Raw genomic sequence first — 24658 nt, forward strand, 5'->3', positions numbered from 1 at the left:
TACCTAGACGTGTGTTATGGCGAACGTCACGCGCGGGGGCTGCATGGACATCGACGGCTTCATCGCGTTTTGGGCGAACAAGGAAGGCGGCGCCGAACGGGCCAATACCGCGCCGTATATTCTGGGGTTGTTGCAGGCGCTGGACCTGCCGCCGCCCGATCCGGCCGGCGCGACCACTCTGCACAACGACTATGTGTTCGAACGCGCCGTGCGCCCAAGTTTCCATTCGGGCCATCCGAAACGCATCGACCTGTACAAGCGGGGCTGCTTCGTTATGGAGGCGAAACAGTCGCGCCTGTCCGACACGTCCAAGCTTTTGCCGTTCGGGGATACGCCCGCCCTGTCCCAGCCGGCGCACGGCCCCGGCTGGGACACCCTGATCCGCAATGCGCGCGCGCAAGCCTTCGCCTATGTCTCCATGCTGCCGGCCGATCATGTGGCGCCGCCCTTCGTCATCATCTGCGACGTGGCCCATTCGTTCGAAATCTGGGCCGATTTTTCCGGCACGGGTCGGGGTTACGCCCCCTTCCCCGATCGCCTGGGCCACCGGTTCACGCACGCCGATCTGGCCCGGCCTGAAATCCAGGCTCGTCTGCGCGCGATCTGGACGGACCCGCACAGCCTGGACCCGGCGCGGATCTCGGCGGTCGTCACCCGCGAGATCGCCGACGAACTGAGCGTCATCTCCCGGCGGCTGGAACATCAGGGCGTCTCGGCGCAGGACGCGGCCCATTTCCTGATGCGATGCATCTTCACCATCTTCGCCGCCGACGTCGATCTGATCCCCAAGCCGAAGCTGGTGGAGATGCTGGAGGATTGCGTCCGTTCTCCAGCGCGTTTCGCACCGATGATGCAGGATATGTGGGTTCGCTTTGACAAGAAGGACCGGGCCGAGAGATTCTACTCCGGCTTCGGCGAATACCTGCCCCACATAAACGGCAGTCTGTTTGCGGACTGTCGCGCCTTTTCGCTCGGGGCGCCGGAAATCCGCCGGCTGATCCTGGCGGCCTCCAAGAACTGGAAGGACGTCGAGCCCGCCATTTTCGGCAGCCTGCTAGAGCACGCATTGGAGCCGACCGAGCGGCGCAGGCTGGGGGCGCACTACACGCCCCGCCGTTTCGTCGAACATATGGTCGAGCTGACCGTGATGGAGGTGCTGCGCGCCGATTGGCGCCAGGTTCAGCAAAGCGTCGAAATGGCCTGCGACGAGGGCGACGTGCGCGGCGCCGTCCGGCTGGTGAAAGGCTTCCACGACAGCCTGTGCAGAACGCGCGTCCTGGACCCGGCCTGCGGCACCGGCAACTTCCTCTATGTGGCGCTGGAACAGATGAAGAAGCTGGAAGGCGAGGTCCTGCAGACGCTGTTGGATCTGGGCCAGTCGGGCACGCTGGGCCTGCTGGCGGTGGACCCGCGCCAGTTCCTGGGCCTGGAGTTGAACCCGCGCGCGGCCGCCATCGCCGACGTCGTCTTGTGGATCGGCTTTCTGCAACAGCATTACCGCAACCAGACCGGCCACCCTTCCGAACCCATTCTGAGGGCGCACGGCAACATCCGCTGCACCGACGCGGCGCTGAATTGGGACGGCGCGCCGGACGTGGTGACAGGCTATCGCGACGGGGCGGCGGTTCAGTTGTGGCCCAACCCGAGACCGGCGATGTGGCCCGAGGCGGAATTCATCGTCGGCAACCCGCCCTTCATCGGCGGCAAGGATCTGCGCTCACGACTGGATCCCGGCTATGCGGAGGCGCTGTGGGCGGCGCACCCGCGCATGAACGAGAGCGCGGATCTGGTGATGTACTGGTGGGATCAGGCCGCCGACATCCTGACACGGCCGGGGACGACGTTGCGTCGCTTCGGCTTCGTGACCACCAACTCGATCACCCAGGTGTTCCAGCGCCGCACCGTCGAGCGCTGGCTTGACGGCGCGCGGCCGCTCAGCCTGATCCACGCCGCGCCGGACCATCCCTGGACCAAGGCCAGTCGCGACAGCGCCGCCGTCCGCATCGCCATGACGGTGGCCCAGGCCGGCCGTCATGACGGGACGGTGCTGACGCGGGTGTCCGAATCCGCGCTCGACACCGATGAGCCGGTGATCGAGCTGACCGCCAGCGTCGGCCGCATCAACGCCGATCTGACCGTCGGCGCCGACGTGACGAAGACCCTGGCGCTCAAGGCGTCGGCCGGAATCTGCTCGCCGGGCGTCAAACTTCACGGCGCCGGCTTTATCGTCAGCCATGGTCAGGCGCATCGTCTGGGCCTGGGCAGGCGACCGGGGCTTGAAGGCCACATCCGCCCCTATCGCAACGGGCGCGACCTGACCGGCAAATCCCGCGACGCCTGGGTGCTGGATTTCTTCGGCCTGTCGGCGGACGACCTGCGCCTGCGCTTTCCCGAGGCCTATCAGCATCTGGTCGAGCACGTGAAGGAGGCCCGAGACCCGAACGGCGTCCTGGTCGGACGCGACGCCAATCCGCGCGCCGCCTATCGCGACTCCTGGTGGATTTTCGGCGAGCCCAGAGGGGAGTTCAGGCCCGCCCTGGCCGCCCTGCCGCGCTATGTCGCCACGGTCGAGACGGCCAAGCACCGGATTTTTCAGTTTCTGGACGCCGAGATCCTGGCGGACAACAAGCTGATCGTCTTCGCGTTGAGCGACGCCGCCGACCTCGCCGTGTTGAGTTCGGACATCCATCACGCCTGGTATCAAGCCAACGCGGGTCGGCTCGGCGTCTACGACCGTAACGCGGTCTATGTGAAATCGCGCTGCTTCGATCCCTTCCCCTTTCCGATCATGGACGACGCCATGCGTGGTCGGATGAGAGCGGCGGGCGAAGCGCTGGACGCCCACAGGCGCGCCGTGCTGGCCGACAACCCGGACCTGACCCTGACGGCGCTCTACAACTGTCTGGAACAGGTCCGGGCCGGAGCGCCGCTCGAGCCCAAGGCCGAAGCGATCAAGCAGCGCGGCCTGGTCATCATTCTGCGCGACTTGCACGACGCCATCGATCAACTGACCGCCAGCGCCTATGGATGGCCCGAAGGCCTGCCGCGCGAGGCGCTGGTGACGCGGCTGGTGGCCCTGAACCAGTCCCGCGCGCAGGAGGAGGCGGCCGGTCGGGTTCACTGGGTCCGACCGGAGTATCAGCAGCGCCAGGCCGGCGCGCCTTCGCCCCAGACCCGCAACCTGACCTTGGCGGCCAGCACGCCCGATCCCATCGCCAGGCGCCCCGCCTTTCCCGCCGACCGATACGCCCAGCCGTTGGCGGTGCAGGCGCTGCTGCGCGCCGCAGGCCCCATCGCGCCGCCCGACCTGGCGCGACGCTTCAGCGGCGGCGTCCGGCTGGAGCCGCGCATCAGCCGCGTCCTGGCCACCTTGCACCGTTATGGACACGCCGAGCGGCTGCCGGATGGTCGATGGGCGGCCGCGCGCGCCGCCTGACGCGCAACCGCCCGCCCTGCGGCGCGCTATGGCGAGATACGCCCTCACGCACTAAGTTCTGTTCATGAACCGTTCTTCGACGCCGAAGCCCGCCGCCGCCAAGCCTGTCAAACCCGTCCACGTGCCCAATCCCGGCGTGCAGGAGGCGTCGACCGCCTTCATCCGCGACACGGGAAAGATGCCGATGTTCGCCCCCGTGACCGGCCCGCGCCTGACGCCGGAGGAGCCGGTCGCCGCCCCCGCCGACTGGGTGCCGCACCGTCCCTCGCGCGAGGGGACCAGGAAGGGCGGCAGGTTCCGGTTGGAGACCAAATACACCCCCGCCGGCGACCAGCCCGCCGCCATCGCCGAACTGGTGGCCCAGGCGGACGCCGGCGACCGCGATCAGGTGCTGCTGGGCGTCACCGGCTCGGGCAAGACCTTCACCATGGCCAAGGTCATCGAACAGACCCAGCGCCCCGCCCTGATCCTGGCCCCGAACAAGACCCTGGCGGCCCAGCTCTACTCGGAGTTCAAGGCGTTTTTCCCGGATAATGCTGTCGAATATTTCGTCAGCTACTACGACTATTATCAACCAGAAGCCTATGTTCCGCGCACGGACACCTACATTGAGAAGGACTCAAGCATAAACGAGCAGATCGACCGGATGCGCCACTCGGCGACGCGGGCGATACTGGAGCGGGACGATGTGATCGTGGTGGCGTCGGTCAGCTGCATCTACGGTATCGGGTCGGTTGAGACCTATACGGCCATGACGTTCACGCTGAAGGTCGGGGACCAGATCGACGAGGCGAAGCTGCGGGCCGACCTGATCGCGCTGCAGTACAAGCGCAACGACGTGCATTTCGACCGGGGCATGTTCAGGAAGCGCGGCGACGTGATCGAAATCTTCCCGGTCCATCTGGAGGACCGGGCCTGGCGCATCAGCCTGTTCGGGGACGAGTTGGAGGCGATCCAGGAGTTCGATCCCCTGACCGGCAAGAAGACCGCCGATCTGACCGAAATCACCGTCTACGCCGCCAGCCACTATGTCACCCCGCGCCCGACGCTGAATCAGGCCACCAACGGCATCAAGGCGGAGTTGAAGGAGACGCTCGACTGGATGGTCGAGAACGGCAAGCTGCTGGAGGCGCAACGCCTGGAGCAACGCACCCGCTTCGACCTGGAGATGATGGAGGCCACCGGCTCCTGCGCCGGCATCGAGAACTACAGCCGCTGGCTGACCGGCCGCGCGCCGGGCGAGCCGCCGCCCACCTTCTTCGAATACATCCCCGACAACGCCCTGCTGTTCGTGGACGAGAGCCACGTCACCATCGGCCAGATCAACGGCATGTTCCGGGGCGACTACCGCCGCAAATCGACGCTGGCGGAGTACGGCTTCCGCCTGCCCTCCTGCATCGACAACCGCCCGCTGAAGTTCGAGGAATGGGACGCCATGCGGCCCCAGACGGTGCACGTGTCAGCCACCCCCGGCCCGTGGGAGATGGAGCGCGCGGGCGGCGTCTTCGTGGAGCAGGTCATCCGCCCCACCGGCCTGATCGACCCGCCGGTCGAAATCCGCCCCGTCTCGGGCAAGACCCGCAACCAGGTCGACGACGTCATCGACGAGGTCAAGGCCACCACGGCGCGCGGCTATCGCAGCCTGGTCACCACCCTGACCAAGAAGATGGCCGAGGACCTGACCGAATATATGCATGAACAGGGCATCCGCGTCCGCTACATGCACTCCGACGTCGACACGCTGGAGCGGATCGAGATCCTGCGCGACCTGCGGCTGGGGGCGTTCGACTGTCTTATCGGCATCAACCTGCTGCGCGAGGGTCTGGACATCCCCGAGTGCGGCCTGGTCGCCATTCTGGACGCGGACAAGGAGGGCTTCCTGCGCTCGGAGACCTCATTGATCCAGACCATCGGCCGCGCCGCCCGCAACGTGGACGGCCGCGTCATCCTGTACGCCGACCGCATGACCGGCAGCATGGAGCGCGCCATCGCCGAGACGGACCGCCGCCGCGAACGGCAACAGGCCTATAACGCCGAACACGGCATCACGCCCGAAAGCGTCAAGCGCGACATCAAGGAAATCCTGGACAGCCCCTATGAGTCCCGCGACCTGGACCGCCTGACCAGGCCGGGCGTGGCCGAAGCCTCCAAACCCTTTGTCGGCTCCAACTTCCAGGCCGCCCTGCGCGATCTGGAAGGCCGCATGCGCGAGGCCGCCTCCAACCTGGAGTTCGAGGAAGCCGCCCGCCTGCGCGACGAGATCAAGCGCATGAAGCTGATGGACCTGGAGTTCGCCAACGAAGCCCTGACCGGCGCCGGCGAAGAGGTGGACCGGTCAGCGCCGAAGAAATGGCGCAAGGAGGCGGCGGCGGAAGCCCAGGAGCGGTTCAGGAAGGGGCGATAGGACGACGGAGCGGCTGCATTGTTGGAGGCGTCTAGGGCTGTAGCGGACTCACGCGCATAACGACGATGGCTGTAGATTCTGCCAGAGAGGTATTGGAGGCAAAATAGATTGTCAGCGACTAAGCCATAGCAAGAACATACTTGATCAAAATCTCGGTCACAATGTCTCGGCCGGATACCTTCCGCTCAAGGTTCCTGAGGAAAGGGCCCCGCTCATCCTTGCTTAGAATTCTCGAAGCTTGGACCATTGCTCTCGCATCCCATTCTCCTAGTTGGTCGACCTGTCCGCGGTGAGCTCGCACCCAAGCCAAGTCTTTGGAAATTATCGCTGCGCTAGCTTTGTGACGCATGTCGCCGGTTGCTCTGATGACATCATGAGCGCCCGATCCTTCTAGAAGGTCTGCGCTTTGCGTTGCGAGCCAGTCCGACCAATATCTGACGAATTTTAGGCCGATGAATTCGGACGAGTAGATGTTTCGAGCGAATTTGATGACTTCATCCTTGAGGCCAAACTCAACGAGTTGACGCATGGTCTTGCAGTGCTCGTGGAATACCGGAAGAAATACGCCTGGATATGAATTATAAATCCTTAGATAGGCGCCATCATTAAAAATTCGGGACTTTCGCAGAAGGGCCTTTAGCAGGTTCAGATCGCACCGTCCTGTATCGGCTATAGTCTTCTCTACTCGCTCTACAATTTGCGATATGGTTTCTTTGGGATCAGCGTCTTCTGTTGCCACTAGAATACCAAACGGCATTCCTTCTTCATCCTCGTCCTCTTCATCTCCCCAGTGGATCACAGATGCCACGCCACCATAAGCAACGCTCCCAAGGACCTTAAATGCTTCTTGAACTGCTAGCGTGTAGTGATTGAAAAATTCCTTATCTAGGAATGGTTTACTTTCCCAAATTCGCGTTTTCGCTGCGCTAAGGTGGAGCCTATGATGCACGAACAAATATTCACCGAGAAATTCAGAAGCCTTTCTCAGTTGAGGCTCTGATTCCCCGAAGATGCGTATGTCGTCCACATATCGGCAAAACTTATAACCCTCTTTGAGAAGGGCTTGATCGATATCAATGAAGATCGCTTCAGAAAAAATTATGCTGGCATTGGGACCGGTGGGGATGCCCTTGGAGGCTTCCGCTCCGAGCGCATGAATGACGTGTTCAACGTCCTTTGCCACATGCTCAAGTGAAGCGTCAGCCGATGCGAGAGCGTTCCTTACTCGGTGCGAATAAATTTGGTTATAGAAATCGCTGATATCGGCCGTCAGAAGAAATGGATGACTTTCACACCCTGATCGGGTTACTTCCAAGAAGTCCGCATATCCTGTTCCATCTGAGAAAAATGCTCCGTTATCTATGCTTATCCTGTAAGAACAGGCAACCTTATCTTCCGGAGCGATTCTCTTTTCCTCCACGACTTTAGCGACGTCGTGAGCAAGCGTTGTGTAGGCAATGGCCGACAGAGGATCTAGCTGGTGAACAATCCTGAACGTATCAGTTAGTTTCGGTGCCGGCAGTGTGAGAGGCGAGGGAAGCCATAGCTTGGCAACATTCGACTGCGTCACCGCCGTTTTAAATTCGGCCCAGTTCGACCAAATCGCCTCGTACTCGAACAGCGGCGGGAAGAAGTCAGAGTCTGCAAACTTCGTGAGGTGTTCGCGGGCAAACTCAAGCCCCGCGTCCGAAAGAATCGTCATTTCCGCCTCGCCCAATCCCGAAGCGTTTTCTTAGGGTACTGGCGCAGCAATGCAAAGGTTGTGGATCCTTCCGCCTTAGGTTGGACCCGAAGTAGCTGGGCACATGGCTGGTGGGTCCAGCTTCAAACTCGACGCCTCACCATCAAGCACCCGGCTCAGTTTGACGTGACTTGTCTCCCGTTCGGCAGCTATGGCGGTGCGAGTGCGTGGTTTCGCGACGAGGGGTTTCGGGTACTGCGGTTTCCCAATCAGATGATCGAGAACCATCGGGAGAAGGTGCTGGCGGCGATTGTGGCGGCGACGCGGGAGGGGCTGATGGGGGATTAGCGTGGTCGCGTCCAACGGCGGCGTGACCCCTCATCCGACCTCGCTACGCTCGGCCACCTTCTCCCGCAAGGGGAGAAGGGTCGGACGCTCATAACTCATCCAACGTCTTGTCCCATTCCTCCATCGAGATGATCCCGCGCGGGCGGCCGACGTAGAGGTCGAGGCCCTGGGAGATGCGGCGGTCGCGTTCGCGCTCGATGACGGGGTCGAGGCCGGCTTCGCGCAACTGGGCCTCAAGCGCGGCGATGCGGCGGTCCAGCTGGACGCGGCGATACAGCTGGGCCGTGCCCCATTCATTGTTGGCGCGCTCCAGCTTCTGCTTTTCCTGCCAGTAATGGCCGCGCAGTTCCCAGTCGCTCTTGTCGCTGGTGTTCATGGCGAAGCGGCGCTCTGCCTCGTCCGGGTTGGTCAGGATGTCGAAGACCAGTTGCAGGGGCGCGGTCTTGAGCGTCAAGCGGGCGGCGCGTCCGCGACCGTCGCCGTCGGCCAGTTTGCGATAAGTCTCGGCCAGGGACGCCAGGGCGCGGGCCTGGGGGAAGTCCTGGGCGTGCAGGGCGCGGCCGGACGCCTGGGCGGCGGCGCGGGCCAGGTCGGCGGGATCGTGAACCTCGCCGTCCGACGCCGACAGGGCGTCCATCGCCGGGGGCGGCAGGGCGTCCGCAGACCCGTCGTCCAGGGGCGGGGTGTCCGCATTGCGGGGATTGCGGGACCATCCCTCGCGCGTGGCGCGGGCGCGAAGGGCGGCCTCGGTCACGCCGTGCCGGTCGGCGACGGTCCGGGCGTCATCGCCCGACAGATAATCCTGGCGGATACGGTTCCAGACCTGGGGCGGTTGAATCTTGTAGGTGCGTTTTGTCATGCCGACAGTATGGGCGCGGTCCTACCTCAGGCCGGATGATCGGCGAATTTCGAGGCTAAAGGTCTGATTTTCCATATGTGGAGATGTCAGGTTAGACGCGCCAGCCATCCTAAAATCACCGCCGGCGCCGCCTACGTCCGGCTTTGGCGCAACGGCGTGCGACGACGACGGGCATGAGCCAGGGCATTCATCGCAAGATCCGGTCCGACGCCGTCTGGGCCGAGGCGCGCAAGGCGTGGGAGGACGGCGAGACCGCCCGCTCGGTGGCGCAACGCTATGACGTCGGGGTGCCGGCCCTGCGGAAGCGGCGCGAGGCCGAGGGCTGGACCCGGCCCGATCCGGCCGCCTCGGCCGCCCCGGTGGAGCCGGCGGAAGGCTGGTGTCGCCACATCCAGGCGCGGCGCGACGACTTTCACGCCCGGCTGGAGGAGGCGCGGGTGCTGGCCGAATGCCTGGTGAAGGCGATGCGGGACGAGCGGCTGAGCGCGGCGCCGGACTGGCATATTCCGTGGCTGTATCACTGGCGCGCCAGACATCTGGGGCCGGACGCGGCGGCGCGGGACCGGGCGCGGGCGATCGAGATGAATCAGCCGTGGGCCGAGCGGTTCTGGGACGCCGACGGGACGCTGAAACCCCTGCCCTGGCTGGATCTGGAGATGGCGCGGCTGGATCCCGAGGCGTGGCGCGTGGCGTTGGGTCTGCCCGACGGCCTGCCCGAGGCGGCGCGGCGATGGCTGGCCTGAACGGGGCGGCGGGTTGACTTATCGACGATAAGCGCCCATTTGCGCTGCATCGCACACTCGCGATCTCCGGCGTCTCCAGCGCGTGTGGGTCCGTTTCGGACCTGACTGTAGCAGCCGCCGGTTCCTCATGTTCATTCGCTGCCCGGACACGCGGGGCGGCGCCCGATCCACCCCGCAGGCCTCCTCTCCGAGGCTCCGTCGGGACTGGCGGTGCGCGGCCCGACGGCGTCATGCCATGGCCGATGCGCGTCGCCGCACGCGAAAGACAATGCTGTGAGCACCACCTTCGAATCCATGGGCCTGAACAAGGCCCTTCTGCAGGCCCTGACCTCGACCGGCTACACCAAGCCCACGCCGATCCAGGAAAAGGCCATCCCCGACGTCATGCTGGGCAAGGACCTGCTGGGCATCGCCCAGACCGGCACCGGCAAGACCGCCGCCTTCGCCTTGCCGATCCTGCATCGCCTGGCCGAGAACCGCACCCCGCCCGTGCCGCGCACCACGCGCGCCCTGATCCTGTCGCCCACGCGCGAACTGGCGACCCAGATCGGCGACAGCTTCAAGGCCTACGGCGCCCACCTGGGCTTCCGGGTCGCGGTGATCTTCGGCGGCGTGAAATACGGCGCCCAGGAGCGCGCCCTGCAACAGGGTCTGGACATCCTGGTCGCCGCGCCGGGCCGCCTGCTGGACCATATCCAGCAGAAGACCTTGGACCTGTCCTCGACCGAAATCTTCGTGCTGGACGAGGCCGATCAGATGCTGGACCTGGGCTTCATCAAGCCGATCCGCCAGATCGTCAGCCGGATGCCGGCGCGCCGCCAGAACCTGTTCTTCTCGGCCACCATGCCGTCCGAAATCGGCAAGCTGGCGGGCGAACTGCTGAAGGACCCGGTCAAGGTCCAGGTCACGCCGCAATCGACCACCGTCCAGCGCATCAGCCAGTCGGTCGTCTATATCGAACAGGGCAAGAAGCGCGCCCTGCTGACCGAAATGTTCAGCGACCCGGAATACAAGCGCTGCCTGGTCTTCACCAAGACCAAGCACGGCGCCGACAAGGTCGCGGCCTATCTGGAAACCGGCGGCGTCGAGGCCGGCGCCATCCACGGCAACAAGTCCCAGCCGCAGCGCGAGCGCACGCTGGAGGCCTTCAAGAAGGGCAAGCTGCGGGTGCTGGTCGCCACCGACATCGCCGCGCGCGGCATCGACGTGGACGGCGTCTCGCACGTCGTGAACTTCGAACTGCCGCACGTGCCGGAAAGCTACGTCCACCGCATCGGCCGTACGGCCCGCGCGGGCAAGGACGGCACGGCCGTCAGCTTCGTGGCCGGCGACGAGATGAAACTGCTGCGCGACATCGAAAAGGTCACGCGCCAGAAGATCCCGGCCGCCGACCGTCGCAACGACAAGCAGCTGGCGGCTCTGGACGCCTCCATCATGTCCGCGGGCGTGGCCAAGAAGGCGACCATGCCGGAACGTGAAGGCGGCGAGCGCAACGAAGGCGGCCGTGGCGGTCGTGGCGGGCGCAACCGCGCGCCGCACCGCGAGGGCGTTCGCCCCGAAGGCGGCGGCCAGCCCCACCGCCAGCGTCGCAACCGCCCCGGCGGCGAGGCTGCGGCTCCTCGTCCCGAGAAGACCTACAATCCGATGGCCGGCGAAAAGACCACGCCGCGCGAACCCCGCCAGGCCGACGCCCGCAAGAGCGAGCCGCGTCCCGAGGGCGAGATGAAGCGCCGCCCCCGTCGCCGCCCGTCGAACGGCGGCAAGGGCTACGGCGCCGCCAAGGGCTGACGTCCAGCCGCGTCATCCTCGGTTCGAGCCGAGGATGACGGTCGGAAATCGGCAAAGAAAAACGGCGGCTCCTTCGCAGGAGCCGCCGTTCTCATGTCAGGCGTATGGAAGGCTTAGAAGTTCCAGGTCGCGCCCAGCGAGAAGCCGACGCCATTGCCCTTGGCCTCGCCCCGCAGGTTCGAGATGACCAGGCCGTTGCCATAGACGTCGCGCGTGTCGTTAATCGCGGCGGTGTCGATGTCGATGTAGGTCACGGCGCCGTCGAAGGTCATCGAACCCATCGTCTTGGACAGGCCGGCGGCGTAGAGCCAGCGGTCGCCGTCCGGGATGCGCGCGGTGCGGTGATCGTCCGGGGTCGGGGTCGGGTCGTAGCCCACGCCCGCGCGGAAGGTCATGGTCGGGTCGATCTTGTAGTCGAAGCCGACCGCGCCGGTGGTGACGTCGTCATAGTCCTGAACGATGGTCGATGCGCCGGTGGCGCCATAGTTGACGCGGATGGCGTCGAACTTGCTCCAGCCGATCTGGTTGACCTGGGCGTTCAGGGTCAGGCGGTCGTTGACGGCGTAGCGGGCCGAGAGGGTGGCGTACCACGGCGTGGTGAACTTGGCCGTGCCGTCCGCCGAAACGTTGGCGGCGGCCAGAGCGCCGGTCAGGCCCGAGATGTTCACCGTGCCGTCAAGCTCGTGCTTGATTTCCGAACGGTAAGACAGGCCCAGGTCCAGCTTGCCGAAATGCATCTGGGCGCCGGCGTTCCAGCCGTAGTTCCAGCCGTCGCCTTCCAGTTGGTTGCGACCGTCGGTCGCCGCAGGGATCAGCACCAGCGGGGCGACGCCGGCGACGGTGGGCAGGTTCGGCAGCGACGACGACAATGTGGCCTTGGCGTATTGAGCGTCGAAGCCGGCGCCGATGTCCAGCCAGTCGGTGACCTTGGCGGCGGCGACCAGGCTGACGTTGGCGGAACGCAGTTCCGACGTCAGAGCGTCGTAACGGGCGAAGTCGTCGGCCAGATATTTGGTGGTGAAGTTGTACGGCGCCTGGACCGCCAGACCGACGTTGAACCGGTCGCCGATCGGGGTCGAGATGGCGAAGTTCGGCACGATGCCGCTTTCGACCACGTCATGGACGTGCGGATCGCCGGCCACGACCGTGGAGCCGCGCAGGATCGTTCCGGCGGGGAACGGCGGGGTCGGGGCGGGCAGATTGTAGCTGAGGGTCGAGCCGCGGTTGTCGACGCTGGAGTCCAGGATCAGGCCGTGCATGCCCGTATAGACTTCGCGCTGGGTTCCGGCGATGGCGGCGGGGTTCCACCACAGCGACTGCACGCCCTTGTCGGCGCCGACGCCGGCGTTGGCGCGGCCCTGGCCGCGCGTCGATTGTTCCTGAACGTAGAACGAACCGGCCATGGCGGGCGCGGCCACGCCGGCCAGCAGGGCGGTGGTCAGGGCGATGCCGCCCATGCGGACGAGATTCCTGGATGTCATGTACCATTCCTAAGTGGAGCCCCCGCCATCAAACGCGGCGGTGGGGTGTCGGGGGAGAGACGTTGCCGCAGCGCTTTCGACCAGAAAGCGTTGCACGCATGGCCGCTCTCTGCTCCGATCCGGGCGAAACTGTGTCATCAAAGCTGCACACGATCACACCCGCGCGAGGTTCCGTTGCGGCAAGAAGCCGTCGCTGAATCACAGACTTACGCTGCGGAAAGCGCGCAGACCTCTGTTCCGCCGGATTTCCTTGCCTGCCCCCGACCGCCCCAAGATCGCCTTGTGCATCCGTGATATAAAGACCATCTGCATCGCGCCCCGTCTTCAAGACTGATCGAAGCCCCCATGTACGAAACGCCCGAACTGGAAACCGACGTCCTGGTCCGTTCCAGCGCCATCCGCATCCACAGCCCCGAGGATTTCGAGGGGATGCGCAAGGCCGGCCGCCTAGTCGCCGAGGCCCTGGACATGATCGCGCCCCATGTGAAGCCGGGCGTGACGACGAGCGCCATCGACGACCTGATCCGCGAGTTCACCCTGGACCACGGCGGCCTGCCCGCCTGCCTGGGCTACAAGGGCTATGAGAAGACGGTCTGCACCTCGATCAACCACGTCGTCTGCCACGGCATTCCCGGCGACAAGGTTCTGAAGGACGGCGACATCGTCAACATCGACCACACCGTCATCGTCGACGGCTGGCACGGCGATTCCAGCCGGATGTATGCGGTGGGCGAGATCAACGCCCGCGCCAAGCGCCTGATCGACGTCACCTATGAATCGCTGGAGCTGGGCCTGGCGCAGGTCAAGCCGGGCAATACGTTCGGCGACATCGGCTTCGCCATCCAGAAGTTCGTCGAGGCCCAGCGCATGAGCGTGGTGCGCGACTTCTGCGGCCACGGCATCGGCCGCGTCTTCCACGACAGCCCCAACGTCCTGCACTACGGCCGCAAGGGCGACGGCGCCGTGCTGAAGCCCGGCATGTTCTTCACCGTCGAGCCGATGGTGAACCTGGGCAAGCCGCAGGTGAAGGTGCTGTCCGACGGCTGGACCGCCGTGACCCGCGACAAGTCCCTGTCGGCCCAGTGCGAACACACCATCGGCGTGACCGAAGACGGGCTGGAGATCTTCACGGCGTCTCCGGCGGGGCTGTTCCGCCCGAACTGAGCAACACGCTCGTTTACTTCGTCATCCTCCGGCAAGCCGCGTCTTCGCGGCGCAGACCGGGGGACCCAGCGGCGCGCGAGAGCGCGAACCTGTCGCAGGGTCCATCTTTCGGCATAAAGCGGCGGACAAATCGCCTTCGGCGCCGCTGGGTCCCCCGGTCGCTTCGCGCCGGAGGATGACGAAATAGTTGTGTGAACACACGCCGCACTTGCGCGCCTCGCCGGATCAACCGATCCTGCAAAGGTTGCGCATCTGCGAGCCTGACGGCGTATGACCGACGAACTCACCGCCAAGCCCAAGCCCCGCCACAGCGGCCATCGCGACCGGCTGCGCGAGCGGGCGGCCAAGGGGGGCTTGGGCGCCCTGCCCGACTATGAGCTGCTGGAGCTGCTGCTGTTCCGCAGCGTGCCCTACAAGGACGTCAAGCCGCTGGCCAAGGACCTGCTGGCGCGGTTCGGCGGGCTGGAGGGGATCGGGGCGGCCAGCCACGAGGCGGTGGAGGATCAGGTGGCGCGGTCGATGGGCTATGTCCCCGGCAAGGCGACGCGGGCGGTGGCGCTGGACCTGCAGCTGATCTTCGACGTGACGCGGCGGATCGCGCGCGAGCCGGCCGCCAAGCGCGCGGTGATATCGTCGTGGACGGCGCTTCTGGCCTATGTCCGCGTCGCCCTGCAGCACGAGCCGCGCGAGCAGTTCCGGGTCCTGTATCTGGACAAGAAGAACCAGCTGATCCTGGACGAGGTGCAGAACCGGGGCACGGTCGATCATGCGCCGGTCTATCCGCGCGAGGTGGTGCGCCGCGCGCTGGAACTGTCGGCCAGCGCCCTGATCCTGGTCCACAATCACCCGTCCGGCGATCCCACCCCCAGCCGCGCCGACGTTGAGATGACGAAACAGGTTGTGCAGGCCGGCCGCGCCCTTAACGTCGAGGTTCACGACCATCTGGTCGTCGGCCGCGACGGGGTGGCCAGTCTGAAGCAACTGGGGTTGATGTGACGACGACGCTGACGACGGAACGCCTGGTCCTGACCCCCGCCGGGCCGGACGACTTCACCGACATCGCCGCCCTGTGGAAGAACCTGGACTTCACCCGCTTTCTCAGAGGCCGCGCCCTGTCGGATGAAGAGGTCTGGTTCCGGTTGCTGCGCGACATCGGGCATTGGTCCGCCATGGGCCACGGCAACTGGTCGATCCGGTCGAAGGACGGCGGCGCCTATCTGGGCAGCGTGGGGGTGCTGAACTATCGGCGCGAGATGACGCCCGCTTTCGACGCGCCGGAACTGGGTTGGGGGCTGGACCCGGCGTTTCAGGGCCGGGGCTATGCCGGCGAGGCTCTGAGCGCCGCGCTGGACTGGGCGGAAGGCGTTCTGGGCGTCCGGCGCACCGTCTGCATGATCTCGCCCGACAACCTGCCCTCCCTGAAACTGGCCGCGCGCGTCGGCTATCGGCCCTATGCCGAGACGACCTACAACGACCATGCCGTGCGGCTGTTCGAACGCCGCCAAGCCGCCCCGTAGTCAGCCATTAAGGTTTATCGGTCACGCTGGCGGGGAAAGCTCCGAGAGTCTCGCCCATGCCCATGTCCGTCGAAACGCTGCGCCAGCATCTGGTCGAGGCCTTTCCCGACGCCGAGATCGCCATCGAGGACCTGGCCGGCGACGGCGACCATTACCGCGCCCGCATCGTGTCCAAGGCCTTTTCCGGCGTGCCGCGCGTGCGTCAGCACCAGCTGGTCTATGCGGCGCTGAAGGGACAGATGGGCGGCGAACTGCACGCCCTGGCGCTGGAGACCTCCGCGCCGGCTCAGGCGGGGTAAGGCCGATGCGCTATCGCCCGTTCGGGGTTTCCGGCTCCGCCATTTCGAACCTGACGCTCAGCTTCGGGGCGGCGGCGCTGGCGCGCGGGCGGGCGGCGGGACTGGACCTGCTGTATTCGGCGCTGGAGGCGGGGATCAACAGCTATCGGCTGGAGACCGCCGATCCGGTGGCGGCCGAGGTGCTGGGCGAGGCTTTGTCGCACGTGGACCGCAAACTGGTCTATGTCAGCGTGACCCTGGGGGCCGGCGACGGCCAGGGCGACGCGGGGGCGCGCGACTTCTCGGCCGAGGGAATGACCGGCGCCATCGACCGAGTGCTGCACTTCTCGGGCCTGGGCTGGATCGACATGGCCGTGCTGCACGAGCCGGGCGAGACGGAGCTGGCGCAGTCGTCGCTGGCGGCGCTGAAGGCGCTGCGCAAGACCGGGCGCATCCGCCTGTTGGGCATCGCCGGCGGCGGGCCGGTGATGGACGCCTATGTCTCGACCGGCGCGTTCGACGCCCTGCTGACCCCGTTCGACATCAACGCCGACTGGCCGATCCGCAACCGCATCCGCTCGGCGCGCGAACAGGACATGGCCGTCTTCGCCTACGACTTCTACATCGACCGGCGCAGGCGCGAACCGGACGCTCCGGTGTTCAAGAAGGGGCTGTTCGGCCTGGGCGGCGGCAAACGGCCCGTGGACACCCCCAAAAAGGACGCCTTCGGCTTCCTGTATCGCACCCCGAACTGGACGGCCGAGGCCATCTGCCTGTCCTACGTCCTGACCGATCCGTCGGTGTCCAGCGTGATCGTGGGGCCGACCGACACCGACCGCCTGGCCGTGCTGGCCACCGCGCCCGAGCGCGACCTGCCGCCGGGCCTGGCCGCCCAGATCGAGATGGGGCGCGTCGTGGCGAACGCCGCCTGATAGACACGGCGGATCGTCGCGCACGCCTTGACCGCGCCCCTCGCGCTCCCTAGCTGACGGGCTTCACGAAAGGCCCATCCCGTGACCGACACCGTTCAAGCCGCCGACCCCGTCCACGCCTTCATCGGCGACACCGTCGCCCAGCACGACGTGGTGCTGTTCATGAAGGGCACGCCCGACCAGCCCCGCTGCGGCTTCTCGTCCCTGGCGGTGCAGATCCTGGATCATGTCGGCGCCGCCTTCGTGGGCGTGGACGTCCTGCAGGACGAGGCCCTGCGCGAAGGCATCAAGAGCTTCACCGACTGGCCGACCATCCCGCAGCTCTATGTGAAGGGCGAATTCGTGGGCGGATCGGACATCATCCGCGAGATGTTCCAGGCCGGCGAACTTCAGGCCCTGATGGTCGAGAAGGGCGTTCCGCTCGGCGAGGCCTGATGGCGAAGAAGACCCTGACCCCGCGCGAGGACCGAGAGGTCTTCGTGGTGCCGCTGGACCTGCGGCCCGAACACATCGACGCCAACGGCCACGTCAACAACGTCGTCTATGTCGGCTGGCTGCAGGATGCCGGCACGGCCCACTGGAACGCGCGGTTCGAAGAGGCGACGCGGGCGAAATGGTCGTGGGTCGCGACCCGGCACGAGATCGACTATCTGCGCGGGATCGAGCCGGGGGCGACGGGCGTCGTCGCCCGCACCTGGGTCGGCGAACCGCAAGGCCCGCGCTTCAACCGCTATGTCCGCATCGAGGACGGCCAGGGCCGCGTCTGCGCCCAGGGCGTGACCGAATGGGTGCTGGTGGACGCCAGGACCCTGAGGCCCCAGCGCATCCCGCCCGAAATGCTGGGCGTCTTCGAGGCGGCGGTCTGAATCAGCTTCCAAGTCTTCTGCTCATCCCGGCGAAAGCCGGGACCCAGTTCTTTCGCATCGTTGGCGCGCGGGATGGTCGCACGGCCCGGGCCGCACTCATCTTTCGCCCAAAGCACTGGGTCCCGGCTTTCGCCGGGATGAGCGGAAAGGATGGTCCTTACTTCAACGGATTGAGGATGCGGGCGGGCGTGCCGGCGTCCAGGCCCAGGTCGGCGTAGGTCCAGCGCAGTTCGACGCCGTTGGGGACCAGGGCCCTGCACAGGTCCTGTTTGGTGCGGCGCAGGGTGATCTCGACCGGATTGTTGTCCGCCACCGCCACCTCGAAGTCCGACGCCTGGGTGCAGCCGTTGGAATCGACGCGCACGACCAGGGCGCCGTCGGCGAACCGGGCCTCGCGGATGGCCTCGGCCGGCGGGGCGTCGTTGCGGCTGACGTTGACCGAGACGTTCTCGCCCGCGCTGCTGTCATAGATGACGCAGGCGCTCAGCAGGGGGGCGGCCAGGACCGCCGCCGCCACACCCTTGACCAGGCCCCGCATTATTGACCCGAAGCCGGGGCGGTGATGACGCGCGTGGTCGGCTTTTCGGTCGAGACGATGATGCAGCCCGACAGCAGAGGCGCGGCGATGGCGATGGCGAGAGCGAGACGAAGCATTTGGGTTCCCCATTGAAAGCTTGGCCCTTTGTGGCGCGCGGGCCGCGACTGCACACGTGAATTATCGGCAAGCTGGATGAACAATCGGAAAGGCGCCGGTTGAACCGAGCCCGCGGGGGCTTAGGTGAACAGCCTCCCCTCCCCCCATCGGACGCCTTGCCATGAGCCTGCTGTTCTCGCCCCACGCCGTGGGTCCGCTGACCTTGAAGAACCGGGTCGTCATCGCGCCCATGTGCCAGTATTCGGCCGTCGAGGGCGTGCCCCAGCCGTGGCACGTGCAGCACCTGGGGCGGCTGGCCATCTCCGGCGCGGGACTGGTCATCGTGGAGGCGACGGGGGTCGAGGCGGCGGGCCGCATCACGCCCGACGACACCGGCCTGTGGAACGACGAACAGGCGGCTGCCTTCGCCGCGATAATCCGCGATATCCGCACCTATAGCGACACGCCCATCGGCATCCAGCTGGGCCACGCGGGGCGCAAGGCCTCGACCAGCGCGCCGTGGAAGGGCGGCGGGGCGCTGGCGGCGGACGACGGCGCCTGGGAGACGTTCGCTCCCTCGGCCCTGCCGTTCAAGGCCGACTGGCACACGCCGACCCAGATGACCGAGGCCGACATGGATCGCGTGGTCGCGGCGTTCGAGGCGGCGGCGCGACGGGCCGAACGCGCCGGGTTCGATCTGGTCGAACTGCACGCCGCCCACGGCTATCTGCTGAGCGAGTTCCTGTCGCCGATCTCCAACCAGCGCACCGACGCCTTCGGCGGCTCGGCCGAGAACCGGGCGCGCTTTCCGCTGCGGGTCGCCCGCGCCGTGCGCGACGCCTGGCCCAGGGACAAGGCGCTCGGCGCGCGGTTCAACGGCTCGGACTGGGTCGAGGGCGGCGTGGCGCTGGAGGAGGTGGCGGCCTTCGGCCGGGCGCTGCACGACATGGGCTATGACTATCTGCACCTGACGTCGGGCGGCAATGTCGCGCGGGCGGACATTCCCGGCGACCAACCGGGATACCAGCTGCCTTTCGCGGCGGCGGTGAAGGCGGCGGCGCCTGGCGCAGCGGTCATGGCGGTGGGCATGATCTTCGACCCGCGACAGGCCGAGGACATCGTGGCGTCCGGCCAGGCGGACCTGATCGCCATCGCGCGGGCCGCGCTGGACGACCCGCACTGGGCGCACCACGCCGCCGTGGCTCTGGGCGAGGAAGAGCGGCTGCCGAAACAGTATGGACGGGCGGCAAAAGGGGTCTGGCCCGGCTACGGCCGGAGAGGCTAGCGCACGTTCCCCATCGTCATTCCGGGGCGTCCGAAGGACGATCCCGGACCCGAAGGGCGGCGCGAAGCAGTCAGCACAGGAGGCGCACCCCGGGCGTCGAAGGGGTTCAAGCGCCGCAACCGTAGCCCTGGGTTCCGGGTTCTTCGCTTTGCTCAGCCCCGGAATGACGATGAGGGTCAGGCCGCCGCAGCGACCGTCGGCGGCTCGGCGTCCCACAGCACCCGTGCGGCGGCCTGGATTTCGGCGTCGGCCGTCTTTTGCGGCCGCCCCAGCAGATAGCCCTGCACCTCGTCGCAACCCTGGTCGCGCAGGAAGCTGAGCTGATCCAGCGTCTCCACCCCCTCGGCCAGAACCGGGATGTGCAGGCTTTCGCCCAGGGCCAGGACGGCGCGGATGATGGCGGCGGATTCCGGCCCGCCGTCCAGTTCGGACATGAAGGAGCGGTCCAGCTTGATCTTGTCGAACGGGAAGGCGCGCAGGGTCGACAGCGACGAATAGCCGGTGCCGAAGTCGTCCATGGCGATGGAGACGCCCAGCAGCTTCAGCTGGCGCAGCACATGGGTTGTGCGCTCCATGTCGGTGATCATGGCCGTCTCGGTGATCTCCAGCTCCAGCCGCGAGGGCGCGAGACCCGTCTCGATCAGAACCTGATGCACCAGGCGCGGCAGGTCGACATGGCCCAGTTGGACCGGCGAAAGGTTGACGGCGATCTTGTGCGGCTCGGGCCAGCGGGCCGCCTCTGCGCAGGCGGTGCGCAAAACCCACTCCCCGATCGGCAGGATCAGGCCGTTCTCCTCGGCCAGGGGGATGAAGTCGGCCGGAGAGATGAAGGTCCCGTCCGGCTGTATCCAGCGCAGCAGCACCTCATAGCCCGTGATCGCCCCGGTCTCGACGGCGGCCTGGATCTGCCAGTTCAGGCTGAACTGGCCCTGGTCCAGAGCCTCGCGCATCTGCTGGGCCATGCGGCGGCGACTGCGGACGGCCTCGTCCATCTCCTCCTCGTAGAAGCAGACGTCCGCGCCCAGCGACGCCTTGGCCCGGTACATGGCCAGGTCGGCGTCGTTGATCAGGGCCGAGGCGTTGTCGGCGTCGTCGGGCCAGACGGCGATGCCGACGCTGAGCCCGCAGGACACCTCGGCGTGGTCCAGCATGACCGGCGCGGTGACGGCGGCGCGCAGCCGTTCGGCCAGGTCCAGCGCGTCCTCGCGACGCTGGACCGGCACGACGGCGACGAACTCGTCCCCGCCCAGGCGGGCCACGAACTCGCCGGGACGCAGGGCGGCGCGCATCCGCTCGGCGACCTGGATCAGCAACTGGTCGCCGGCGGCGTGGCCGTGGACGTCGTTGACCTCCTTGAACCGATCCAGGTCCATGGCCAGCAGGGCGACCTTGGTCGCGGCGACAGGATCGGACGTCTGGCGCGTCAGCCATTCCAGGAAGGACGAGCGGTTGGGCAGGCCGGTCAGGCCGTCGTTGCGCGCCAGATGGGCGATGCGACGCTCCTGCGCCAGGCGGGTGCGCAGGTCGCGCACCGCATAGATCATGATGTCGCTTTCGACAGCGCGGCCGCCGTCGCGGCGCGCGGCGATCTCAACCGGGATTTCGGCCCCGCCCGGACCGATCAGGCGCGACTGTGTCAGGCAGCCGACGTGCAGATGGGCGGTGTCGGCCATCCAGCGCGAAAGCGGCTCGCCGACCAGGGCGCCGTGATCGACGCCGACCAGATCGGCGAAGGCGGCGTTGGCGGCCAGGATCAGCCCGTCCTGCTCGACCACCATGCCGTCGACGCTGCCCTCCAGCAGATGCTCCAGACGCGCCTTGGCCTGGATGCGGAACTGCATGTCCAGGGCGTAGGTGGCGATGCCGGTGCCCAGCATCATCAGTCCCACGGCCGAGACGGCGAAGGCCAGCACCACATTGGCGCTGTCGGCGGCAGAGGCGTCCGTCAGGGGCGCCAGCGGGATCACCGTCATGGCCGCCATGCCGGTGAAGTGCAGGGTCACGATGCCCAGGACCATCAGCACGACCGGCGCCGCCTTGCCCGGCCGCCGGGCCAGGTGGAAGGCCAGGCCGCCGAAGACCACGGCCCCGGCGACGGAGGCGGCGACATAGGTCGCAGACCAGTGGATGATCGCATCGGTGGCGAAGCCGGCCATGCCTGTATAGTGCATCGCCACCACCGTCAGGCCGAACAGAACGCCGCCCAGTTCGGCGGACCCGCGCATGGCGCGCGATGCGACCCACAGGGCTGCGCCGCTGCCCAGCATGGCCACGCCCAGCGACAGGCCGGTCAGCAGGGGTTCGTAACTGACCGTCGCGCCCGGCTCATAGGCGATCATCGCCACGAAATGGGTGCACCAGATCGTCGCCCCGGTCGCCACGGCGCCCATGAAGCTCCAGGCCAGGCGCGTGCCCGTTTCGGCCGCGCGCAGACGGCGGAACAGGCGGAAGGTGATGACGGAGCCGATCAGGCAAAGGGCGGCGGCGAGCCCGACCAGCCAGAGGTTATGGTCGTCGGTCAGGCAGGTGAAGAAGCGCATGGAGGCTACGAACCGGGGAGAAAACAGCCCGGTCTGATAACGGACGAAATTTAACCGGACGCGCCCGAACAGGCTTAACGAAACCTTTCGGTCCCGACGATCAGGAGCGCGGCAGCTGGTAGGGGTTGTTGACGCTGACCGGCGCGCCGGGCGTCAGGCCCAGTTCCTGGAACGACCACTTCAGCTCGACCCCTTCGACCAGATCCTGACGGCATCGGTCCTCGTCGATGCGACGCAGGGTGATGACCGCCTGGCCGCCCTGCAGGCTGACGATGGGGATCAGGTCGTCCTTCTTGGTGCAGCCGTTGGAGCTGACCCAGAAGATGGCCTCGTCCTTGGTGAAGGTCGCGGCGTGGATGGGCTCCAGCGCGCCGGGCATCCCGCGCGTCGAGACGGTCGGCTCCGACGTGGCGCAGCCGGACAGGACCGCGGCGCAGGCCAGGGCGCCGACAAGGACAAAGCGTTCGATGATGGAGCCGTTCAACCGACGACCTCCCCAGATCTCCAGGCCCGATCGGGCCAGAGTGCGCCTGTTCGCCCGTGAAGGGAACAGGGTGAAAGACGAAGGGCCCCGGACGGATCCGGGGCCCTTCCAACTCAATCGGTCGAAACGCGACTTACGAGGCGTAGTATTCGACGACCAGGTTCGGTTCCATCTTCACGGCGTAAGGCACGTCCGACAGTTCCGGCACGCGAACGTAACGGACCGAGAACGAACGGTCCGACAGTTCCAGATAGTCCGGCACGTCGCGTTCCGACGACTGCTGAGCTTCCAGCACCAGCGCCATGTTGCGCGACTTTTCCTTCACGGTGACGACGTCTTCCGGCTTCACGCGGTAGGAGGCGATGTCGACCTTCTTGCCGTTGACCAGGACGTGGCCGTGGCTGACGAACTGGCGGGCGGCCCAGACGGTGGGCACGAACTTGGCGCGATAGACGACGGCGTCCAGGCGCGATTCCAGCAGGCCGATCAGGTTTTCCGAGGTGTTGCCCTTGCGGCGGGCGGCCTCGTCATAGGTCTTGGCGAACTGCTTTTCGGTGATGTTGCCGTAGTAGCCCTTCAGCTTCTGCTTGGCCTTCAGTTGCAGACCGAAGTCGGAAACCTTGGACTTGCGACGCTGACCGTGCTGACCGGGACCGTAAGAACGCTTGTTGACCGGCGACTTGGCGCGGCCCCACAGGTTCTCACCCATGGCCCGGTCGATCTTGTATTTGGCGCTGTGGCGCTTGGACATTCTATTCTCTTTTCAGCGATGCGGCCCGGCATCCCCTCGATTGGGAATGCGATCTCAACGGCGGTCCACGCATCTTCCGTCATGACCGCGCCCGGCGGCGAACCGTCGGACGTGGAAGGCGGCGCTTATGGCCAGACGCGCCCGAGGAGTCAAGCCGCGCGGGCCGTTAAGCACGATGGCCGGGAACGAAGGCGCGATCGTCCGCCTTCTGCCTGTTGACGCAACCGAGCCCTGCACCCCGACAAGGAGGAGTGGAATGCATCGCGAAGACAAGAGCTTTCAGACCGGCCTCTCCGAACAGGGGGTCGAGGCGCTGAAACGCCAGCTGGTCGATCTGGTCGAACCGCTGTCGGACGGCCAACTGCTGGAACTGGCCGACGGCATTCACGAGATGCTGCGCCAGCGCCGCATGGTGCGCCGCCACCACGCCGAGCGGATGCAGGATCTGATGCCGCCCGGCGTGGACCTGTTGGTCTGAGACCTATTGCGAAGCCGATCGGGTCGATTGGGCTTCCGCGATGAACATGGCCCGGCCCTCGCGCGTGGCGATCTTGCCCAGGCCAGGGAACGGGAAGTGATAGGCGTAGATATGGGCGCCCGAGTTGCGCAGCGCCGTCACCTCGTCCAGCCGCGCCTTCTGGCCCGCCGTCTGATCGTCGTCATAGCCGACCTCCCAGTCGGGATGTTCCACCGACAGGATCCAGTGGTGCATCAGGTCGCCGGTGTAGAGCAGCTGGTTCTGACCGTCGGCGATCAGATAGGCGACATGGCCCGGCGTGTGGCCGGCCGTGTCCTGGGCCGTGACGCCGGGCGCCACCTCCCCGCCCGGCTTGAAGGCCTGGACCTTGGGCGTGATGACCCGCACCAAATCGGCCATCTCGGGATTGGCGCGGAGTGAGGTCCATTCCGCCTCCGACATCCGAACGGCGGCGTTGGGGAAGGCCAGGGCGCCGTTCGCGACCAGACCGCCGACATGGTCCGGGTGGCCATGCGAGATCAGGACGTCGGTGACGGCGGCCGGATCGACGCCGGCGGCGCGCAGGCTCTGCATCAACTGGCCCTTGCCCTGACCCAGGCCGGTGTCGAACAGCATCGTCCGGTCGCCGTTCCTGACCAGCAGCGGATGGATTTCCAGCATGATGGGATCGGCCGGCTGGCCGGCGGCGGTCAGGGGGCCTGCGACCGCCTGGGGCGTCAGGCCGACGCCGAACACCGTGTTGTCGTTCGGCACGGGGTTCTGGCCGTCGAACAGGGCGATGGCGTCCAGGCCGCCGATCTTGAAGCGATAGACCGGCTTCTCGGCCGGGGCCGCGACCGTCTGGGTCGGGTTGGGCGGGGCGGGATCGCCGGGCTTCTGGTCGCCGGCCGGCTGCTGGCAGGCCGCCAGGGTCAGGCAGGCCAGGGCCGCCCCCGTCATCGTCATCCGCATCGCATTCGTCTCCGTTGGAATGAGCTGAATCGAAAACG

At 66.5% G+C, this 24658-nt stretch carries 21 protein-coding genes; 13 read left to right on the forward strand and 8 right to left on the reverse strand.

Annotation, left to right across the window (positions count from 1 at the left end; genetic code table 11):
• Positions 1–16: 16 nt before the first annotated feature.
• Positions 17–3436: a class I SAM-dependent DNA methyltransferase gene (locus tag B3Z70_RS15915; RefSeq protein ID WP_292024574.1), complete on the forward strand. Its 3420-nt coding sequence runs from the start codon at positions 17–19 to the stop codon at positions 3434–3436.
• A gap of 64 nt (positions 3437–3500) precedes the next feature.
• Positions 3501–5840, forward strand: coding sequence for an excinuclease ABC subunit UvrB (uvrB, locus tag B3Z70_RS15920; RefSeq protein ID WP_292024576.1), 2340 nt, complete (start codon positions 3501–3503; stop codon positions 5838–5840).
• A gap of 118 nt (positions 5841–5958) precedes the next feature.
• Here uvrB and B3Z70_RS15925 read toward each other — a convergent pair whose 3' ends face one another.
• Positions 5959–7542: an RNA-directed DNA polymerase gene (locus B3Z70_RS15925; RefSeq protein ID WP_292024577.1), complete on the reverse strand. Its 1584-nt coding sequence runs from the start codon at positions 7540–7542 to the stop codon at positions 5959–5961.
• A gap of 415 nt (positions 7543–7957) precedes the next feature.
• Complete coding sequence (locus B3Z70_RS15930) at positions 7958–8728, reverse strand: hypothetical protein (RefSeq protein ID WP_292024578.1); 771 nt, start codon at positions 8726–8728, stop codon at positions 7958–7960.
• Positions 8729–8901: 173 nt separating this feature from the next.
• On the opposite strand from B3Z70_RS15930, the gene B3Z70_RS15935 reads away from it, so the two are divergent.
• Both B3Z70_RS15935 and B3Z70_RS15940 read left to right on the forward strand, forming a co-directional pair.
• Positions 8902–9471 (forward strand): hypothetical protein, encoded by a 570-nt coding sequence (locus B3Z70_RS15935; RefSeq protein WP_292045905.1) that lies wholly within the window; start codon positions 8902–8904, stop codon positions 9469–9471.
• A gap of 294 nt (positions 9472–9765) precedes the next feature.
• Positions 9766–11259, forward strand: a complete 1494-nt coding sequence (locus B3Z70_RS15940) for a DEAD/DEAH box helicase (protein ID WP_292045955.1) — start codon at positions 9766–9768, stop codon at positions 11257–11259.
• Positions 11260–11372: 113 nt separating this feature from the next.
• Here B3Z70_RS15940 and B3Z70_RS15945 read toward each other — a convergent pair whose 3' ends face one another.
• Positions 11373–12740 carry an OmpP1/FadL family transporter gene (locus B3Z70_RS15945; protein ID WP_292022352.1) on the reverse strand — a complete coding sequence of 456 codons (1368 nt, stop codon included), beginning with the start codon at positions 12738–12740 and terminating at the stop codon, positions 11373–11375.
• A 345-nt stretch (positions 12741–13085) separates the two neighbouring features.
• On the opposite strand from B3Z70_RS15945, the gene map reads away from it, so the two are divergent.
• From map to B3Z70_RS15980, 7 genes are all read left to right on the forward strand, one after another.
• Positions 13086–13904 (forward strand): type I methionyl aminopeptidase, encoded by an 819-nt coding sequence (gene map, locus B3Z70_RS15950; protein ID WP_292022350.1) that lies wholly within the window; start codon positions 13086–13088, stop codon positions 13902–13904.
• 270 nt (positions 13905–14174) lie between these two features.
• Positions 14175–14900: a RadC family protein gene (gene radC / locus B3Z70_RS15955; RefSeq protein WP_292022348.1), complete on the forward strand. Its 726-nt coding sequence runs from the start codon at positions 14175–14177 to the stop codon at positions 14898–14900.
• A complete protein-coding gene (locus B3Z70_RS15960) occupies positions 14897–15421 on the forward strand; it encodes a GNAT family N-acetyltransferase (RefSeq protein ID WP_292022347.1) in 525 nt (174 codons plus the stop codon). The genes radC and B3Z70_RS15960 overlap by 4 nt, the downstream gene beginning before the upstream one ends.
• A 56-nt stretch (positions 15422–15477) precedes the next feature.
• The gene (locus B3Z70_RS15965; protein WP_292022345.1) at positions 15478–15720 is read left to right on the forward strand and encodes a BolA family transcriptional regulator; all 243 of its coding nucleotides are present in this window, start codon (positions 15478–15480) and stop codon (positions 15718–15720) included.
• A 5-nt stretch (positions 15721–15725) separates the two neighbouring features.
• Positions 15726–16631, forward strand: coding sequence for an oxidoreductase (locus B3Z70_RS15970; RefSeq protein WP_292022342.1), 906 nt, complete (start codon positions 15726–15728; stop codon positions 16629–16631).
• Positions 16632–16712: 81 nt separating this feature from the next.
• Entirely contained in the window at positions 16713–17066 is a 354-nt protein-coding gene (gene grxD / locus B3Z70_RS15975) for a Grx4 family monothiol glutaredoxin (protein WP_248118129.1), read from the forward strand.
• Positions 17066–17497: an acyl-CoA thioesterase gene (locus B3Z70_RS15980; protein WP_292045906.1), complete on the forward strand. Its 432-nt coding sequence runs from the start codon at positions 17066–17068 to the stop codon at positions 17495–17497. Before grxD ends, B3Z70_RS15980 begins: the two co-directional genes overlap by 1 nt.
• Positions 17498–17654: 157 nt before the next feature.
• Here B3Z70_RS15980 and B3Z70_RS15985 read toward each other — a convergent pair whose 3' ends face one another.
• Complete coding sequence (locus B3Z70_RS15985) at positions 17655–18035, reverse strand: hypothetical protein (protein WP_292022338.1); 381 nt, start codon at positions 18033–18035, stop codon at positions 17655–17657.
• Positions 18036–18312: 277 nt separating this feature from the next.
• Between B3Z70_RS15985 and B3Z70_RS15990 the strand changes: the two genes are divergently transcribed.
• Positions 18313–19416: an NADH:flavin oxidoreductase/NADH oxidase gene (locus B3Z70_RS15990; RefSeq protein ID WP_292022336.1), complete on the forward strand. Its 1104-nt coding sequence runs from the start codon at positions 18313–18315 to the stop codon at positions 19414–19416.
• 176 nt (positions 19417–19592) lie between these two features.
• On the opposite strand, the gene B3Z70_RS15995 is transcribed toward B3Z70_RS15990, so the two are convergent.
• The 3 genes from B3Z70_RS15995 to rpsD form a co-directional block, all read right to left on the reverse strand.
• Positions 19593–21956, reverse strand: coding sequence for a bifunctional diguanylate cyclase/phosphodiesterase (locus B3Z70_RS15995; RefSeq protein WP_292022334.1), 2364 nt, complete (start codon positions 21954–21956; stop codon positions 19593–19595).
• A gap of 100 nt (positions 21957–22056) precedes the next feature.
• Positions 22057–22440, reverse strand: coding sequence for a hypothetical protein (locus B3Z70_RS16000; RefSeq protein WP_292022332.1), 384 nt, complete (start codon positions 22438–22440; stop codon positions 22057–22059).
• 133 nt (positions 22441–22573) lie between these two features.
• On the reverse strand, positions 22574–23191 hold the full coding sequence (gene rpsD / locus B3Z70_RS16005) for a 30S ribosomal protein S4 (RefSeq protein WP_055806141.1): 618 nt from the start codon (positions 23189–23191) through the stop codon (positions 22574–22576).
• Between the two features lie 256 nt (positions 23192–23447).
• Here rpsD and B3Z70_RS16010 point away from each other — a divergent pair, with 256 nt between their 5' ends.
• Entirely contained in the window at positions 23448–23669 is a 222-nt protein-coding gene (locus tag B3Z70_RS16010; RefSeq protein ID WP_292022330.1) for a hypothetical protein, read from the forward strand.
• Positions 23670–23672: 3 nt separating this feature from the next.
• On the opposite strand, the gene B3Z70_RS16015 is transcribed toward B3Z70_RS16010, so the two are convergent.
• Positions 23673–24620 (reverse strand): MBL fold metallo-hydrolase, encoded by a 948-nt coding sequence (locus tag B3Z70_RS16015; RefSeq protein ID WP_292022328.1) that lies wholly within the window; start codon positions 24618–24620, stop codon positions 23673–23675.
• Positions 24621–24658 lie beyond the last annotated feature (38 nt).

The sequence above is a fragment of the Brevundimonas sp. UBA6550 genome (assembly GCF_002434505.1).
In the GTDB taxonomy this organism is placed as follows: Bacteria; Pseudomonadota; Alphaproteobacteria; order Caulobacterales; family Caulobacteraceae; genus Brevundimonas.